The 15,658-nt window shown below is 70.9% G+C and carries 18 protein-coding genes; 8 read left to right on the forward strand and 10 right to left on the reverse strand.

Features of this window, described 5'->3' with window-relative positions:
* Positions 1-116: 116 nt before the first annotated feature.
* The 3 genes from ACIBU0_RS29695 to ACIBU0_RS29705 all read left to right on the forward strand — a co-directional run bounded on the left by ACIBU0_RS29695 (position 117) and on the right by ACIBU0_RS29705 (position 1,843).
* Positions 117-992 (forward strand): undecaprenyl-diphosphate phosphatase, encoded by an 876-nt coding sequence (locus ACIBU0_RS29695; RefSeq protein WP_398824491.1) that lies wholly within the window; start codon positions 117-119, stop codon positions 990-992.
* A gap of 17 nt (positions 993-1,009) precedes the next feature.
* Complete coding sequence (locus ACIBU0_RS29700) at positions 1,010-1,528, forward strand: DUF1877 family protein (protein WP_398824493.1); 519 nt, start codon at positions 1,010-1,012, stop codon at positions 1,526-1,528.
* A 135-nt stretch (positions 1,529-1,663) separates the two neighbouring features.
* Entirely contained in the window at positions 1,664-1,843 is a 180-nt protein-coding gene (locus ACIBU0_RS29705) for a hypothetical protein (protein ID WP_078504336.1), read from the forward strand.
* A 43-nt stretch (positions 1,844-1,886) separates the two neighbouring features.
* Here the strand turns inward: ACIBU0_RS29705 and ACIBU0_RS29710 are convergent, their stop codons facing one another.
* Positions 1,887-2,507, reverse strand: a complete 621-nt coding sequence (locus ACIBU0_RS29710) for a DUF4291 domain-containing protein (protein WP_398824496.1) — start codon at positions 2,505-2,507, stop codon at positions 1,887-1,889.
* Positions 2,508-2,599: 92 nt separating this feature from the next.
* Here ACIBU0_RS29710 and ACIBU0_RS29715 point away from each other — a divergent pair, with 92 nt between their 5' ends.
* On the forward strand, positions 2,600-3,085 hold the full coding sequence (locus ACIBU0_RS29715; RefSeq protein WP_398824498.1) for a nuclear transport factor 2 family protein: 486 nt from the start codon (positions 2,600-2,602) through the stop codon (positions 3,083-3,085).
* A gap of 95 nt (positions 3,086-3,180) precedes the next feature.
* Positions 3,181-4,752, forward strand: coding sequence for an apolipoprotein N-acyltransferase (gene lnt / locus ACIBU0_RS29720; protein ID WP_398824500.1), 1,572 nt, complete (start codon positions 3,181-3,183; stop codon positions 4,750-4,752).
* Here lnt and ACIBU0_RS29725 read toward each other — a convergent pair.
* Complete coding sequence (locus ACIBU0_RS29725) at positions 4,676-5,581, reverse strand: Gfo/Idh/MocA family protein (protein ID WP_398824502.1); 906 nt, start codon at positions 5,579-5,581, stop codon at positions 4,676-4,678. The genes lnt and ACIBU0_RS29725 overlap by 77 nt on opposite strands.
* A gap of 13 nt (positions 5,582-5,594) precedes the next feature.
* On the reverse strand, positions 5,595-6,818 hold the full coding sequence (locus tag ACIBU0_RS29730) for an FAD-dependent monooxygenase (RefSeq protein WP_398824504.1): 1,224 nt from the start codon (positions 6,816-6,818) through the stop codon (positions 5,595-5,597).
* Positions 6,819-6,939: 121 nt separating this feature from the next.
* Here ACIBU0_RS29730 and ACIBU0_RS29735 point away from each other — a divergent pair, with 121 nt between their 5' ends.
* The 3 genes from ACIBU0_RS29735 to ACIBU0_RS29745 all read left to right on the forward strand — a co-directional run bounded on the left by ACIBU0_RS29735 (position 6,940) and on the right by ACIBU0_RS29745 (position 8,694).
* Positions 6,940-7,530 carry a TetR/AcrR family transcriptional regulator gene (locus ACIBU0_RS29735; protein WP_398824506.1) on the forward strand — a complete coding sequence of 197 codons (591 nt, stop codon included), beginning with the start codon at positions 6,940-6,942 and terminating at the stop codon, positions 7,528-7,530.
* 57 nt (positions 7,531-7,587) lie between these two features.
* Positions 7,588-8,106: a DinB family protein gene (locus ACIBU0_RS29740; protein WP_398824508.1), complete on the forward strand. Its 519-nt coding sequence runs from the start codon at positions 7,588-7,590 to the stop codon at positions 8,104-8,106.
* Positions 8,107-8,217: 111 nt separating this feature from the next.
* Positions 8,218-8,694: a hypothetical protein gene (locus ACIBU0_RS29745; protein WP_398824510.1), complete on the forward strand. Its 477-nt coding sequence runs from the start codon at positions 8,218-8,220 to the stop codon at positions 8,692-8,694.
* A gap of 662 nt (positions 8,695-9,356) precedes the next feature.
* On the opposite strand, the gene ACIBU0_RS29750 is transcribed toward ACIBU0_RS29745, so the two are convergent.
* The 7 genes from ACIBU0_RS29750 to ACIBU0_RS29780 form a co-directional block, all read right to left on the reverse strand.
* Positions 9,357-9,812: a hypothetical protein gene (locus ACIBU0_RS29750; RefSeq protein WP_398824512.1), complete on the reverse strand. Its 456-nt coding sequence runs from the start codon at positions 9,810-9,812 to the stop codon at positions 9,357-9,359.
* A gap of 121 nt (positions 9,813-9,933) precedes the next feature.
* A complete protein-coding gene (locus ACIBU0_RS29755) occupies positions 9,934-10,617 on the reverse strand; it encodes a uracil-DNA glycosylase (RefSeq protein WP_398824514.1) in 684 nt (227 codons plus the stop codon).
* Between the two features lie 173 nt (positions 10,618-10,790).
* A complete protein-coding gene (locus ACIBU0_RS29760; RefSeq protein ID WP_398824516.1) occupies positions 10,791-12,371 on the reverse strand; it encodes an ABC transporter substrate-binding protein in 1,581 nt (526 codons plus the stop codon).
* A 205-nt stretch (positions 12,372-12,576) separates the two neighbouring features.
* On the reverse strand, positions 12,577-13,338 hold the full coding sequence (locus ACIBU0_RS29765; RefSeq protein ID WP_398824518.1) for an SDR family oxidoreductase: 762 nt from the start codon (positions 13,336-13,338) through the stop codon (positions 12,577-12,579).
* Between the two features lie 18 nt (positions 13,339-13,356).
* Positions 13,357-14,118, reverse strand: coding sequence for a 3-oxoacyl-ACP reductase FabG (gene fabG, locus ACIBU0_RS29770; protein WP_398824520.1), 762 nt, complete (start codon positions 14,116-14,118; stop codon positions 13,357-13,359).
* 114 nt (positions 14,119-14,232) lie between these two features.
* Positions 14,233-14,682, reverse strand: coding sequence for a DUF3037 domain-containing protein (locus ACIBU0_RS29775; protein ID WP_398824522.1), 450 nt, complete (start codon positions 14,680-14,682; stop codon positions 14,233-14,235).
* On the reverse strand, positions 14,679-15,443 hold the full coding sequence (locus ACIBU0_RS29780) for a HipA family kinase (RefSeq protein WP_398824524.1): 765 nt from the start codon (positions 15,441-15,443) through the stop codon (positions 14,679-14,681). The genes ACIBU0_RS29775 and ACIBU0_RS29780 overlap by 4 nt, the downstream gene beginning before the upstream one ends.
* Positions 15,444-15,658: the final 215 nt, after the last annotated feature.

The raw sequence follows: 15,658 nt of genomic DNA on the forward strand, positions 1-15,658 counted from the left end.
CCGGAGCTGTCATCGCGGGACGCTACGCTGCCCCTCGACACTCGCGATCACTGCGCCGCCGACGCGGTTGTCCCCCTCATCCCTTGCCACGATCAGCACTTGGACTCCGTACCTTCATGTCTTGGTTTGAATCGCTCATCCTCGGACTCGTCCAGGGGCTGACCGAGTTCCTCCCCGTGTCCTCCAGCGCGCATCTGCGGCTGACCGCGGCGTTCTCGGGCTGGGAGGACCCGGGTGCGGCCTTCACGGCGATCACCCAGATCGGCACGGAGGCCGCGGTACTGATCTACTTCCGCAAGGACATCGGGCGGATCATCTTGGCGTGGCTGCGGTCGCTGACCAGCAAGGAGATGCGGCGCAACCACGATGCGCAGATGGGCTGGCTGGTGATCGTCGGCTCGATCCCGATCGGTGTGCTGGGCCTGACGCTCAAGGACCAGATCGAGGGCCCCTTCCGCGACCTGCGCATCACGGCGACGATGCTGATCGTCGTGGGCATCGTCATCGGCGTCGCGGACCGGTTGGCGGCGCGCGACGAGACGGGCGGGCGACACCGCGCCGCCAAGCAGCGCAAGTCGCTCGAGAGCCTGACCGTGAAGGACGGCCTGATCTTCGGCCTGTGCCAGTCCGCGGCGCTCATCCCCGGCGTCTCCCGCTCCGGCGCCACCATCAGCGGCGGCCTCTTCATGGGCTACAAGCGCGAGGCCGCGGCCCGCTACTCCTTCCTGCTCGCGATCCCGGCCGTCCTCGCCTCCGGCCTCTTCGAGCTCAAGGACGCGATGGAGAGCGACCACGTCTCCTGGGGCCCGACGATCTTCGCCACGGTGATCGCCTTCGCCTCCGGGTACGCGGTCATCGCATGGTTCATGAAGTTCATCTCGACCAAGAGCTTCATGCCGTTCGTCTGGTACCGCATCGCCCTCGGCATCGTCATCATCGTCCTGGTGGCGACCGGCGCCCTCAGCCCGCATGCGGCGGAGTCGGCGGGCTGACCCGCGCCGAGCTCCGCATGGCCCTCACCCAGCAGTTCGCCCGTGTGACCCGGGAGTACCTGGAGCACTGCCGCTCCTCGGCCTTCGACTCACCGGAGGCGTCTCCGGGTTGGGATCCGTCACCCGGCGATCTCCTCGACACGGATTGGGCGGTGTGGGGTCTCATCTGGTACTGCCGCTCCACGGGTGCGGACGTGGACCTGATCGCGCTGCTCGACCGGGCGGTCTCCGGAGACCCCGGCGGGGACATCGGTTTCCTGGACCACGACGAGGTGTACGACGGCATCGACGGCCCGCCGCGACTCCTCGCCCCCGCTGCCGTGGTCGAGATCGCCCGTGGCCTTGAAGCCGTCGACCTCGACATCGTCCTGGCGGACTTGCCGTCCGCGGCCGCGGACGCTGCCGCCGCCTGTGGGTTCGGCGATGGGTTCAGCGGTGATGTACGGGAGTATGTCGCGGAGCACTTCACCGCCATGGTGGAGTTCTACAGCGCGGCAGCCCGGCGGGGGCAATGCGTCGTCGTCTGGGTCGACTGAGCGTCCCGGCTGCTGACCGGCTGGTCAGTACGAGTGCCCCGACAAGCCCTCGCAACGAAACCCGTGACCAATCACATACGTTGTGCGTAGCCGTCCGGTAGCGCACTGTCAGTCCTTGCCCCTAGGCTTGTCCGCATGTCCCCCCATTCCTTAGGCCCTGGTTCCGTGCGGTCTGCTGCCGAGGTGAACGAGGAGATACGCGCCCTGTGGCTGCGCGCAGGCGGCTCGCTGTCGGCTCAGGAGCGCGCGGAGTACGAGCTGTTGGTGGTCGAGTGGGCGGCCGCCATCCGCGGTGAGGTCATCGAGGCGGCGTGAAGCCGCGACGCCGATGCCGTCCCCGTTCGATGCTGCGCCGTCGCTAGGCCCGTAGGTGCGCGAGGGCCTCTTCCTCCAGCGGATACGGCCGCTCCTGAGGCAACAGCCGGGCAGCACGCTCCAGTTGACCCGCCCGCACGCACGCGTGGATCTCCGTGGCGAGCGACGTCACGTCCTCGATGCCGACGATCCACTCGTCCGCGTACCGCGCGGCCGCCTCGCCGGCGAGCCCCAACTGCAGGGACCGGTACGGCAGGGGGTTGAGCCGCAGATCGCGCTCCGGATCCCACTGCACACGCGCGGGTGCCGCCTTCAACTGCCGCTTCCAGGCCCCCCGGTCGCCGTGCAGGCCGGGGACGTAGTGCGAGAGGCACGCGTTGCGCAGCGCCCACAGGAAGCCATCGCGGCTGATCTCGACCGCCAGGACGGTCTCCTGGCCCTCCTTCGTCGCCCAACCGCAGCGGTACATCATCCAGAGGAACGACGGCTTGATCCACGTCATGCGGTCGCGGCTCCAGGATGCCGGGAAGCCGCCGTCGCGGGCCGCGGCAAGGCCGATCCCGGGCCGGTAGGCCTGGTAGACGGTGACCGTGGACGCGGTGTGGTGGGCTCGTACCCGGAATCTGGGTTCCGGCTGGTCGGATTGGTTGTTCTGCTCGTTCACCGGAACAGCCTCGCCGCCGGCTCCGCCGACATCCACCGAATATCGCCGCACGCCCTCTTGGCTCTGCTCACCTCATGCTCAACACTGAGCCGATGACGCAGCGTGTGGAACTCGCCACCCTGAGGGACCGCCTCGCGGTCGACGAGCTCGTCACCGACTACGCGGTGGCCGTCGACGACGGCGACTGGGCGGCGTACCGGAGCCTGTTCACCCCCGACGGTCGTGCGGACTACCGCTCGGCCGGCGGTATCGAGGGGGACGCCGGAAGCGTCGCCGCGTGGCTCGCGGAGAGCATGCGCCTGTTCTCCATGCGGCAGCACCTCATCGTCAACCGGCGGGTGCGCTTCGGGGTCCTGGAGCAGGACACCGGCGACACGGCCAGGGTCCAGGCCGACTACGTCAATCCGATGCGGTTCGCCGGGAACGGCGAAGACTCCTCCGCGCCCGACTTCGTGTGCGGCGGCCGGTACTCCTTCGGGCTGCTGCGGACCTACGACGGCTGGCGGCTGCGCGAGGTGATCGTCGCGGAGAAGTGGCGCCGCCTTCCCGAACCGACCGCCCCGGCCATGATCGACTGAACCGCCCCGGCGCTGACCGACTGAGCGGACGCCCACTGTCCCCCTGTCAGTGCCGGCGAGCACACTGGAAGGACCACGGGGTAGGGAGACGCCGCATGAAGACGATCAGCCACTGGCTCGCCCCGCCGTGGCGTCGCTCCACCGCCGCCGCGCTGGCCGGTGCGCTGCCCGTGCTCGCCTTCCCCGAGCCGTCGTTGTGGTGGTTCGCGTACGTCGCGCTGGTGCCGTGGCTCGCGCTGCTCCGGACCGCGCCGACCGGGAAACGGGCGCTGTACGACGGCTGGTGGGGCGGCTTCGGCTTCATGCTGGCGATGCACCACTGGCTGCTGCCGAACCTGCATGTGTTCACCGTCGTCATCGCCGCCCTGCTCGGCGCACTGTGGGCCCCGTGGGGCTGGCTGGTGCGCCGCTTCCTGGCCGGGACACCGTCCCCGGGCCGGATCGCGGGAGCCCTTGCCGTGCTGCCGTCGGGCTGGCTGCTGGTCGAGCTCGTCCGCTCCTGGCAGGGGCTCGGCGGGCCGTGGGGCGTGCTGGGCTCCAGTCAGTGGGAGGTGGAGCCCGCGCTGCGGCTCGCGTCGGTGGGCGGCGTGTGGCTGATCAGCTTCCTGGTGGTGGCCGTCAATGTCGCGGTCGCCGTGCTGGTGGCGGTGCGAAGGTCCCGCGCACCCGCCGTGGCCGGACTGCTCGCCACGGCCCTCGCCACCTCCGCCGCATGGATGTGGTCCCCGCGTCCCGATGTCGACGACCGGGCCCGGATCGCCGTCGTGCAGCCGGGTGTCGTCCCGGGCCCCGACCGGCGTTTCGACCGGGAGGAGCAGCTCACCCGCGAGCTGGCCGGCCAGGACGTCGATCTGATCGTCTGGGGCGAGAGCAGTGTCGGCTTCGACCTGCGCGACCGACCCGACTTCGCCCGGCGGCTCGCCGCGCTGTCACGCGAGACGGGGACGAACATCCTGGTCAACGTGGACGCGCGGCGCTCCGACAAGCCCGGCATCTACAAGAGCTCGATCCTGGTCGGCCCGGACGGCCCGACCGGCGCCCGCTACGACAAGATGCGGCTGGTGCCCTTCGGGGAGTACATACCGGCCCGCTCCCTGCTCGGCTGGGCGACCTCGGTGGGCAAGGCGGCGGCCGAGGACCGCAGGCAGGGCACGGCGCAGGTCGTGATGGACGCCGGGCACGGGCTGCGCATCGGCCCGATGGTCTGCTTCGAGTCCGCGTTCTCCGACATGAGCCGCAACCTCGTCGACGACGGTGCCGAGGTGCTGATCGCCCAGTCGGCGACCTCGACGTTCCAGCAGAGCTGGGCGCCCGAGCAGCACGCCTCGCTGGCCGCGCTGCGCGCCGCCGAGACCGGCCGGCCGATGGTGCACGCGACGCTGACCGGCGTCTCGGCCGTGTACGGCCCGAGCGGGGAACGCATCGGTTCCTGGCTGGGCACGAGCGTGAGCGCCGGCGCGGTCTACGAGGTGCCGCTGGCCGACGGCACCACGCCGTACGTCCGCTTCGGCGAGTGGCCGGTGTACACGGCTCTGCTGATCATGGCCGTCTGGTGCGCGAGCGAGGGCATCCGGACCCTGCGGCCGAGGCTCAGGCGGCCCGATCCTGAACCGCGCGCACGACCCGCTCGCACAGCTCATGGGTCGCCAGCGCGTCCCGGGCGCTGAGCACCTTGCCCGCGCGCACGGCGTCGAGGAAGGCCAGCACCGCCTGCTCGATCCCGCGCTGCCGGGCCACCGGCACCCAGTCCCCGCGCCGCCGGACCGTCGGCTGCCCCTTGTGGTCGACGACCTCGGCGAGATTGAGCACCTGACGCTTGGTGTCCTGCCCGGACACCTCCAGGATTTCCTCGGCCGAGCCGCTGAGCCGGTTCATCACGCCGAGCGCGGTGAAACCGTCCCCGGCGAGCTGCAGCACGACGTGGTGCAGCAGACCGCCCTCGACGCGGGCGCGCACGGTCACGTCGTCGACCGGGCCCGGCGCCAGGAAGCGCAGGGTGTCCACGACGTGGATGAAGTCGTCGAGGATCATCGAGCGCGGCTCCTCCGGCAGCCCGATCCGGTTCTTCTGCATCAGGATCAGCTCGCGCGGATGGTCGGCGCACTGCGCATAGCCGGGGGCGTAACGCCGGTTGAAGCCGACGGCGAGGCTCACGTTCCGCCGCTCGGCGAGGGCCACCAGCCGCTCGGACTCGGCGAGGCGATAGGCGAGCGGCTTGTCGACATAGGTCGGCACGCCCGCCTCCAGCAGCCGGGTCACGATCTCCGGGTGCGCCACGGTGGGCGCGTGCACGAAGGCGGCGTCGAGGCCCTGGGCGAGGAGCGAGTCGAGGTCCTCGTGCCGCTGCCGCGGCGGAAGGTGGAGGCTGTCGGCGACCCGGGCGAGCGTCGCGGGCGTACGCGTCTGCAGATGTAGTTCGACCCCGGGCTGGACACCGAGCACCGGCAGGTAGGCCTTCTGCGCGATGTCACCGAGTCCGATGCAGCCGACCTTCACTGGGTGTTCTCCTCTAGGGGTTGCCTGCCGGGGTCTTCCCGGCAGCATACGGCGCCTGTGGCGGCCGCCAGTCGGCGATGCCCTCGAAGCTGCGCAGGAACAACAGGGGCGCCGCCTTGGACAGCGCGGCGAGCGCCGTGTTCCGTACGGCGATGCCGGCGCGGCTGGTCATCATGTTGAGGCGGCCGATCCTGACGGCCTGGCGGGCGATGGCGGTGGTGCGCGGAAGACGGGCTGCCGTGTAGGCGGCGAGGCCGTCGCAGAGGGCGTTCCCGTCCACGGGCACAGAGCCGGGAGCTTGGGTGAGGGCCAGGACGATCGCGTCCTCGATGGCCTGGTTGCCGCCCTGCCCCAAGGTCGGCGGCATGGCGTGCGCGGCGTCTCCGACCAGGGCCACCCGGCCGCGATGGTAGGCAGGCAGTGGCTGGGCGATGTGGTGGACGTCGTGGCGCAGGACGTCCTCGGGGCGGGCGGCGGCGAGGACCGCGGGGATCGGGTCGTGCCAGTCACCGTAGCGGCGCAGCAGTTCGGCCTTCTCGTCGTCGGGCGCTCGCTCTCCGGCGGGCGTGAGCGCCGCGGCGTACGCGTAGACCCGGCCGTCCTTCAGCGGATGCGAGCCCCAGATGCGGCCCCGCCCCCAGCTCTCGTGCGAGGCGAACTCGACACCGGGCACCGGGATGACGACCCGCCAGGTGGTGAAGCCGGAGTAGACGGCCCCGGGATGCTCCGGGAACAGGGCTCGGCGTACGGCGGAGCGGACGCCGTCGGCGGCCACCACGAGGTCGGCCTCCAGGTCGCCGTCCGCGGTGCTCACGCGTGCCGGCCGGTCGGTGCCGCCCGGGTCGGCGACGGTCGCGGCGATGCCCGTGCGGACGGCATGGGGCGGGAGCAGTGCGGCCAGGCTGGTGATGAGGGTGGCCCGGTGCAGCAGGACGAGGGGCCCGCCGAAGCGTGCGGCCACGGCGTCGGCGTCCGCGCGGGAGAGCCAGCGCCCGGACGCGGTGCGCAGTCCCCCGTCGCCCTGCCAGGCCGCGAGGTCGCGGATCTCGTCGCCGAGCCCGATGACGTCCAGTGCGCGCAGGGCGTTGGGCGCGAGGGAGATGGCCGCGCCGACCGGCTCCAGGGACGGGGCCCGCTCCAGCACGGTGACCTCCCAGCCACCGCGGTGCAGTGCGGCCGCCGCGGTCAGGCCGCCTATGCCGCCGCCGATCACGACGGCCCGCCTCGACTCCGCCATGGCTCCTCCTCGCATCGGTTCCCACTCAAGGTGCGTGACCCAGAGGGAGTGCGACTACAGGTGTAGTGAAGCAGTGCCTCGACTGTACTACAGGCGTAGTGCCGCGGGTAGGTTGATCTCCATGTCCGAACGCACCGTCGGCGGCTCCCGCGCCGATCTCGTCGCCGACACCGCCCTCGCCCTGCTCGCGGAGCGCGGCATGCGCGGGCTCACGCACCGGGCGGTCGACGAGACGGCCGGGCTCCCCCAGGGCTCCACGTCGAACCTCGCCCGCACCCGGCAGGCGCTGCTGGAGCTGGCGGTGCGGCGGCTCGCCGACCGCGAGGCGCGCGTCCTGGCGCTGGAGGAGATGCCGGACCCGCGCGGCGGCATCGACTCCCTCGCGGACGGCCTGGCCCTGGCGACGCACCGCGCTCTGACCCGCGGCCGCGAACTGACCCTCGCCCGCTACGAACTGGCCCTGGAGGCGACGCGCCGCCCCGAGTTGCGCGCCTATTTCGACGCCACCGGTGCCCGCTTCCGCGACCAGCTCACCGCCCTCGTCACGGCGATGGGCTCGACCGACCCGGCCCGGCACGTGCTGTCCCTGGTCGCCTGGGCGGACGGGCTGATGTTCAGCTGTGTGGCGGGGTCCTACAGCGCGGAGGCGCCGAACCTGGAGGAGGTCCGGGCCGGACTGCGCGAACTGCTCGACGGAATGTTCGGCCGATGAGCCCGGCGGCCGTGAAAACTCCTCGTGATCCGGCCCGAGTTGAGCAAGGATGCGGCCATGACGACCGAGACCGAACGCCATGAGCCCGCCACCACCGCCGACGAGCGCACGATGCTGGAGGGCTGGCTGGACTACCACCGGCAGACCCTCGCCTGGAAGTGCGAAGGCCTCACCGACGCTCAGCTCAGGACCGCCTCCGTGGAACCGTCCGAACTTTCTCTGATGGGGTTGGTGCGGCACATGGCGGAGGTGGAGCGCGGCTGGTTCCGCAAGGTGCTCGTGAACGAGGACGCGGGGCCGATCTACTACTCCGAGGAGGACCCCGACGGCGAGTTCCACCTCACCGAGGCGGACACCTGGCAGGAGGCGTACACGACCTGGCAGGCCGAGATCGACATCGCCCGGCGCAACGCGGCCGGCTTCGGCCTGGACGACCTCTCCAAGGGCAGGCACCGGCGCAGCGGCGAGCAGTTCAACCTGCGTTGGATCTACACCCACATGATCGAGGAGTACGCCCGTCACAACGGCCACGCCGACCTGGTCCGCGAGCGGCTCGACGGCGCCACCGGCGACTGACGTCAGCCGCGGCGGGCCGCGCCGCCCGTACGGGGACAGAGATCACTCATGTGGATCAACCTCTGTCGGTCCGCTGTCCCAACGACCGCCGGAACCAGCAGAGTTGCGCGCGTGCATCGAACGACGACCACCGCAACGCTCCTGGTCACCGTGGCCGTCTCGGCCCTTTCCGGCTGTGTGACGATCCAGCAGACACCGCCGCCCGGCCCGCCGGCCCCGTCCCAGCCGCCGGCACCCCCACCGAGCGAGCCGGCGGAACGGCCGGTAGTGCAGGCCCCGGCCCAGGAGGCCCTGACCCTCATCACCCCGTCCCGTCGCCCGACCCCCACGCCCCCCACCACCCGGCCTCCGGCGCCCGAACCCCCGGCGCGTCACGCGCACCCGCACGCCCGCCCCGAGCACCACGAACCCCGCCGCCCCGCCGTCGCCCCTCCGAAGAGACCACAGGTGAAGGTGCCCGACGCGCCGCGGCCGATCCGCCCGGAGACCCCGACGAACGGCGACGTCTGCGCGCTGGGCAGACAGTACGGCGGCTGGAAGGCGGACAGCCCGGAGTCGAAGATCTGCGACCAGACGTACGGGCGCTGAGGGGGAGGGCAGGGGGTGGGCCGGGGCGCTGGGTGCCGCCGCAGCTGCCTCACCATGCCCGCATGCTTGTCACGCGGCGCCCGGGACATCACGAGGTTCCTCCCGCGATCTGCACGCGCAGACCTGTCAGTTCCGCAATCTTCTCGGCGGCCTCGCGCAGATTCCCGGGCGGGGTCGCAGAGGGGGCCAGGTGCCCGGTGACACGGACATGGCTCGCCGTCTCCGTCTCTCCGCCTCGTCGTCTTCGGCTGGGCGAGTACGGCCGCATCGCTGCAGAGCCGGCAGGCGAATGTGCGACCGCCGGAGGCGTGGACTGGTTCCGGACTCGGCCCCGCGCATCCCTGCGTGGGGCCACGAGAGGACACGCGGTCGCTGACGCACGGACCAGGCTCAAGGCCCCAACCCGCGCCCCTGCACAGCCCGCCCTTGCGCAACCCGCGCAGCCTGCGGGCAGTCGAGCCGCTGAGGCAGCGCTCGTCCCGAAGGAGGCGGCATCCCGCCGACGCCGGGCTGTGCGACCCACCCCCGGCCGGCCCCGACGCCGAGCCCCCAAGCACTCAGCCCCCCCCGACGGGCCCCGAGGCCACCCAGCCCTCACGCCGGGAACCCCGCCGCTCAGTCCCCGTACCGGGCACCCGTACCCGACAGCCAACCCGCTGCCCCTACACCCCCTCCCCCAACCGCACCTCCAGCCGCCGAATCTCCGCCCGCACACCGTCCCCGTACCGGTCGTCCCCCAGCACCCCGGCCGCCCCCCGCGCCCGACGCAGATGCACCAGCGCGGCCTCCGTGCGGTCGAGCTTCACATAGTCGGCGGCCAGATTCAGATGAAGCGAGGGGTACAGCGCCCGCACGGCAACCGCCCCACTGGCACTCTCCGCCTCGGTCAACGCCCGAAGATCCCACGCCAGCTCGTCCGAGGGGTCGTCCTGGGTGTCGGCGAGGTAGTGCGCCAGGGTGCACCGGTGCAGTGGGTCGCCGTCCTCGCCGAGCTCCGTCCACAGGTCCAGCAACCGGCGCCGGGCCTCCTCCCGGTCACCCGCGTGATGGAGGATCACGACCTGTCCGATCCGCGTCAGCACCGCATCGGGCGCCGCCTGCTCCTGTTGCTCCGCCACCGCGTCCTCCGGACCCTCGTCGGATGATCTCTTCGACGCTAACGGCCACCACCGGCAATCCGGGGCAGGCGGCTCCGTACGGCACCGGACCGGTCCGGCGAGGGACCGGCCCGGCACCGGCTCAGCCGAGGTCCGGGATCCGCCAGTCGATCGGCTCGTGGCCCTGCCGGGCCACCGCCTCGTTGATCTGCGTGAACGGGCGGGAACCGAAGAACTTCTTCGCCGACAGCGGCGAGGGGTGCGCGCCCTTGACCACCACGTGCCGCGTCTCGTCGATGAGCGGGAGCTTCTTCTGGGCGTAGTTGCCCCACAGCACGAACACCGCGGGGTCGGGCCGGCCGGCCACGGCCCGGATCACCGCGTCGGTGAACTTCTCCCAGCCCTTGCCCTTGTGCGAGTTCGCCTCGCCGCCGCGGACCGTCAGCACCGCGTTGAGCAGCAGGACGCCCTGCTGGGCCCAGGGCATGAGATAGCCGTTGTCGGGGACGGGGAGGCCGAGCTCCTCCTTCATCTCCTTGTAGATGTTGCGCAGCGAGGGTGGCGTCTTCACGCCGGGGCGGACCGAGAAGCACAGGCCGTGGCCCTGGCCCTCGCCGTGGTACGGGTCCTGGCCGAGGATCAGGACCTTCACCTTGTCGTACGGCGTCGCGTCGAGCGCCGCGAAGACCTCCTCGCGCGGCGGGTGGACGGGACCCTTCGCCCGCTCCTCCTCGACGAACTCCGTCAGCTCCTTGAAGTAGGGCTGCTGCAGTTCGTCACCCAGAACCCCGCGCCAGGACTCGGGCAGCATGGCGATGTCGGTCACGTCAACTTCCTTACGATGTGCGGCAGACGATGTGCGGTCCACGACCAGGGGTCGCTTCCAGGTCTCCGAAACTACAGGCGACCACTGACAATCGCCCCGCGGACCGCACATCCCGACAGGCACCGCACATACCGGCCGTCAGCCCACAGCCACAGCCACAGCCGGCGGGACCGCTACCAGCTGGTCTTGCGGTACAGCTCGCCCACCATCATGATCGTCGACGGGTCCAGTGCCCGCTCCGCACCCGAGATCTCCGAGCTCGCGGCCACGTACTGCCGGCCCTGCCACAGCGGCAGCAGCCGCGCGTCGTCGACGAGGATGCGCTGGGCGTCCTCGAAGTCCTTGACCACGTTGGCACGGTCGCTCTGGGCGCGGGAGTTGGGCAGCAGGGTCTCGGTGATCCTGGGTACCACGTAGGGCGTACCGAGCGCGTTCTGCTTGCCGACGAACGGCGCGATGAAGTTGTCCGCGTCGGGGAAGTCGGGGAACCAGCCACGCCCGAACACCGGGTACTCGCCGTTCTGGTAGCCGGTGACGTAGGTCTTCCAGGGGCGGCTCTTGAGGGTGATCTTGAAGAGGCCGGACCCTTCGAGCTGGCTCTTCAGCTCCTCGAACTCTCCCTTGGTCGCCGAGCCGTAGCGGTCGCTGGTGTACCAGAGGTTGAGCGGGACGGGCGTCGTGATGCCGGCGTCGCTGAGGATCCTGGCGGCCTTGGCCTTGCTGGGGTCGCCGTAGTCGTCGAAGAAGCCCGTGGTGTGTCCGGTCAGGCCCTTGGGGACCATGGAGTACAGCGGCTCGACGGTGTCCTTGTAGACCTTGTGGGCGATCGCCGGACGGTCGACGACCTGGGCGATGGCCTTGCGGACGGCGGACTTGCCGGCCATGGGGTCCTTGGGGTTGAAGACCAGGTAGTTGATCTCCGTGCCGGAGCCCTCGATCAGCTGGAGCTCGTCATCGTCGTCGGCCTGGAGGTCGACGATGTCCTCGGCGGCGAGGCCGCGGAAGGCGACGTCGAGCTCCTTGTCGCGCAGGGCGCCGACCATGGTCGGCGAGTCCTGGAAGTAGCGGATGGTGACCGCGTCGTTCTTGCGCTCCGCGTAGCCCTCATAGGTGTCGTTCTTGACGAGCTCGGCCTTCTGGCCCTCGTCGTAGGACGCGAGGGTGTACGGCCCGGACCCGACGACACTGTCGTCCTCGCGCAGCTTGTCGGCCGGGTACTCCTGGGGGTCGACGATCGACATCGCGGGCGTGGCGAGCACGAACGGGAAGGTCGCGTCGGCCTTGTTGAGGTGGAAGACGAGCTCGCGCTCGTTCAGCACCTGGACGCGGTCGAGGCTGCCCAGCAGACCGGCGGGGCCCGTTTTGATGTTGATCGTCCGGATGCGGTCGATCGAGTACTTGACCGCCTGCGCGTCGAGCGTGTGCCCGTCGGAGAACTTCAGGCCCTCGCGCAGCTCGCACTTGTACTTCATGTTCGAGCTGTCGGTGAACTGGCAGTTCTCGGCGGCGTCCGGCTCGGGCGTGGTCGCGCCGGAGGGGTAGCTGAGAAGCGTCTGGTAAATGTTGCGGAACAGTTCCCAGGAGCTGTCCCAGGAGGCGGCGGGATCAAGGGTGCTGGGGGCGGCGGTCGTCCCCACCACGATCGGGCCTTCCTCCTCCGTCGCATCGGACGAGAGGACGCCGCACCCTGCCACCAGCGCCGATATGGACGCGATGGCCGCCACCTGCCGCAGGCGTCGGATCCGGTTGAACACGCGCACGCTCCTCGATCTGCCATACCAAGGGTCGGCAGACCATACCGCAGTGTTCCGGCCGGTGGACCTCCCGTCTCAGGTAGCGCTTGTCCGACCCCCCGATGACTACGTTGTCAACGGCAGGTGATCTCCCGAAACGTCGACACGGGCGCCGCTCGTGTCCAGCGGCGCCCGTCTCCTGAATCGTCGTCCCGCGTCCCGTGCGTCAGCCGACGCCGGCGTTGAGGAAGATGCCGCCGTCGACGACGAGCGTCTGCCCGGTGACCCAGTCGGACTGGTCCGAGGTGAGGAACGCGGCGGCGCCGCCGATGTCGGAGGGCACGCCGAGCCGGCCCAGCGGGTAGGCCGCGGCGGCCTCCGCCTCACGGCCCTCGTACAGCGCCTGCGCGAACTTGGTCTTCACCACGGCCGGGGCGATCGCGTTGACCCGCACCTTGGGCGCGAACTCGTGCGCCATCTGCTGGGTGAGGTTGATCATCGCGGCCTTGCTGACGCCGTAGGCGGCGATGAACGGCGAGGGTGCGATGCCCGCGACGGAGGCGATGTTGACGATGGCGCCGCCGTTGTCCTTCTGCCAGGCGTGCCAGGTCTTCTGCGCGAAGCCCAGCGCCGAGATCACGTTGGTCTCGAAGACCTTGCGGGCCACGTTCAGGTCGAGGTCGGCGAGCGGGCCGAACACCGGGTTGGTGCCGGCGTTGTTGATCAGGTAGTCGACCCGGCCGAAGGCCTCCATGGCGCGCTCGACGGCGAGGGCCTGGTGGGCCTCGTCGTGCGCCTTGCCGGCCACGTGGATCGCGCGCTCGGCGCCGAGCCGCTCGACGGCCTCCTTGAGGGCGTCCTCGCCGCGGCCGGTGATGACGACGCGGTCACCGCGCGCGACGAGCGCCTCGGCGACGCCGTAGCCGATGCCGCGGCTGGCGCCCGTGACGAGGGCGACCTTGCCGGAGAGTTCAGGCAGTGCAGTCATGTCCGTGTCCCCCGGGCCCTAGTCGAGCGGTCCACCGGCGACGTACAGCACCTGGCCGGAGACGAAGCCGGCCGCCTCGCCCGTGAAGAAGGCGATCGCGTTGGCGATGTCCTCCGGCTCGCCGACCCGGGCCACCGGGATCTGGGTGGCGGCCGCGGCCTTGAAGTCCTCGAAGCCCATGCCGACGCGGTCGGCGGTGGCCTTGGTCATCTCGGTGGCGATGAAGCCGGGGGCGACGGCGTTGGCGGTGACGCCGAACTTGCCGAGCTCCTTGGCGAGGGTCTTGGTGAAGCCCTGGAGACCGGCCTTGGCGGCGGAGTAGTTGACCTGGCCGCGGTTGCCGAGCGCGGAGGACGAGGAGAGGTTGACGATACGGCCGAAGCCCGCGTCGACCATGTGCTTCTGACACGCCTTGGACATCAGGAAGGCGCCGCGCAGGTGCACGTTCATGACGGTGTCCCAGTCGGCGACGCTCATCTTGAACAGCAGGTTGTCGCGCAGCACGCCCGCGTTGTTGACCAGGATCGTCGGGGCGCCGAGCTCCTCGGCGATCCGCGCGACAGCCGCCTCGACCTGGGCCTCGTCGGAGACGTCGCAGCCGACCGCGATCGCCTTGCCGCCGGCCGCGGTGATCTTCTCCACGGTGTCCTTGCAGGCGCCCTCGTCGAGGTCGATGACGGCGACCGCGCGCCCTTCGGCGGCCAGGCGTACGGCGGTGGCGGCGCCGATGCCGCGCGCTCCGCCGGTGACCACGGCGACCCGCTGCTCAGTGGTGGACATCAGTGACTCTCCTCAGGTGAGCGACCGCTTAGTACCTTCGATGGACGTGACGCTAGAAGTCCTGGCACGCGGTGTCAACGGCCACCGCGCGCATGTGATCCATTACCTGATCCGTCACTTCACCAACCGGTCGAGCAGCCGCTCCGTCTCGGCCGCCGGATCGGAGGTGAACCCGGTGTGCACGGGCCCCGGCTGGACGACCGTCGAGCGGGGCGCGATCAGCCAGCGGAAGCGCCGCCCCGCGTCGTCGCCGGAGGCCTGCCCCGCCGCCTCGCTGCCGCCGCAGACGCTCTCGACGGCCCCGAGGGCGGCCCGGACGCCGGCCACGTCCGCATCCGGGTCGAGCGCGAGCAGCCGCGCCTCGTCCAGGTGGGTGCGCGCCCCGACGTAGCCCCGCGCCCGGCAGTACACCAGCACGCCCGCGTTGATGCACTCGCCGCGTTCGACGCGGGGTACGACGCGCAGGACGGCGTACTCGAAGACGTCCCGGTCGCTCGCCTCGCCGCCCCGGATGATGTGGCGTTCGACCACATGGCCGGCCATGTGAATGTGGCGCTCGCTCACTTGCCCTCCTCGATGCCGGTGACGCGCTCGTGGACGGTGGCCGCCCGGGCCAGCAGCGGCCCCGCGTAGGCCCGCCGGAGGTCGTCCGCGGTGTCGAAGCCGGGCTCGCCGACGAGCCACGCGTCCGGGATCTCGGCGGTCACCTCGGCGAGCAGTTCCTCGGTGACCAGCGGCGCCAACTCGGCCGCGGCGGCCCGCACATCCGGTGCGAAGGAGGCGAGGGCGTGGTCGGAGGCGTCGTAGGGGCGGGCCGCCGATCCTTGCGCGCCGGGCCAGTTGTGGTGCCAGATCATCGTCGCGCCGTGGTCGATGAGCCACAGCTCGCCCTGCCACATCAGCAGGTTGGGGTTGCGCCAGGACCGGTCGACGTTGTTCACCAGGGCGTCGAACCAGACGATCCGGCCGGCCTCTTCGGCGCTCACCCGGAAGGCGAGCGGGTCGAATCCGAGGGCGCCGGAGAGGAAGTCCATGCCGAGGTTGGTGCCGCCGCTGGACCTGAGCAGTTCCTGTACCTGCTGGTCGGGTTCGCCGAGCCCCAGCACCGGGTCGAGCTCCACCGTCACCAGCCGGGGCACCCTGAGTCCCAGCCTGCGGGCGAGTTCACCGCAGACGACCTCGGCGACCAGCGTCTTGCGGCCCTGTCCGGCGCCGGTGAACTTCATGACGTACGTCCCGAAGTCGTCGGCCTCGACGAGCCCCGGCAGCGAGCCGCCCTCACGCAGGGGCGTGATGTAGCGGGTCGCGATGACTTCCTTGAGCATCGCCCCAGGTTACTGGCGCAGGGGCGGGGGCCCGGGACCATCCGGGCGGCGGGCGGTGCGTTTGCGCCGACAGCAGACCGACAGCTCCGGACAGGGGACCGACAGCTCCGCTTTACCCACCTCTTCGCCGGACCGGGTCAGGATTTCGACATCGTCTGAACAGCCGGTCCTCATGGACCGTACCTCTCGACAGATCACGAATGACGGGAAGGAAC

It is taken from the genome of Streptomyces sp. NPDC049627 (assembly GCF_044465645.1).
In the GTDB taxonomy this organism is placed as follows: domain Bacteria; phylum Actinomycetota; class Actinomycetes; order Streptomycetales; family Streptomycetaceae; genus Streptomyces.

What these genes read in the sequence shown, in the direction of transcription:
- ACIBU0_RS29695 (WP_398824491.1), top strand. Translation starts at nt 117, where the DNA reads ATGTCTTGGTTTGAATCGCTCATCCTCGGACTCGTCCAGGGGCTGACC.
- ACIBU0_RS29700 (WP_398824493.1), top strand. Translation starts at nt 1,010, where the DNA reads ATGGCCCTCACCCAGCAGTTCGCCCGTGTGACCCGGGAGTACCTGGAG.
- ACIBU0_RS29705 (WP_078504336.1), top strand. Translation starts at nt 1,664, where the DNA reads ATGTCCCCCCATTCCTTAGGCCCTGGTTCCGTGCGGTCTGCTGCCGAG.
- ACIBU0_RS29715 (WP_398824498.1), top strand. Translation starts at nt 2,600, where the DNA reads ATGACGCAGCGTGTGGAACTCGCCACCCTGAGGGACCGCCTCGCGGTC.
- lnt (WP_398824500.1), top strand. Translation starts at nt 3,181, where the DNA reads ATGAAGACGATCAGCCACTGGCTCGCCCCGCCGTGGCGTCGCTCCACC.
- ACIBU0_RS29730 (WP_398824504.1), bottom strand. Translation starts at nt 6,818, where the DNA reads ATGGCGGAGTCGAGGCGGGCCGTCGTGATCGGCGGCGGCATAGGCGGC.
- ACIBU0_RS29735 (WP_398824506.1), top strand. Translation starts at nt 6,940, where the DNA reads ATGTCCGAACGCACCGTCGGCGGCTCCCGCGCCGATCTCGTCGCCGAC.
- ACIBU0_RS29740 (WP_398824508.1), top strand. Translation starts at nt 7,588, where the DNA reads ATGACGACCGAGACCGAACGCCATGAGCCCGCCACCACCGCCGACGAG.
- ACIBU0_RS29765 (WP_398824518.1), bottom strand. Translation starts at nt 13,338, where the DNA reads ATGACTGCACTGCCTGAACTCTCCGGCAAGGTCGCCCTCGTCACGGGC.
- fabG (WP_398824520.1), bottom strand. Translation starts at nt 14,118, where the DNA reads ATGTCCACCACTGAGCAGCGGGTCGCCGTGGTCACCGGCGGAGCGCGC.
- ACIBU0_RS29780 (WP_398824524.1), bottom strand. Translation starts at nt 15,443, where the DNA reads ATGCTCAAGGAAGTCATCGCGACCCGCTACATCACGCCCCTGCGTGAG.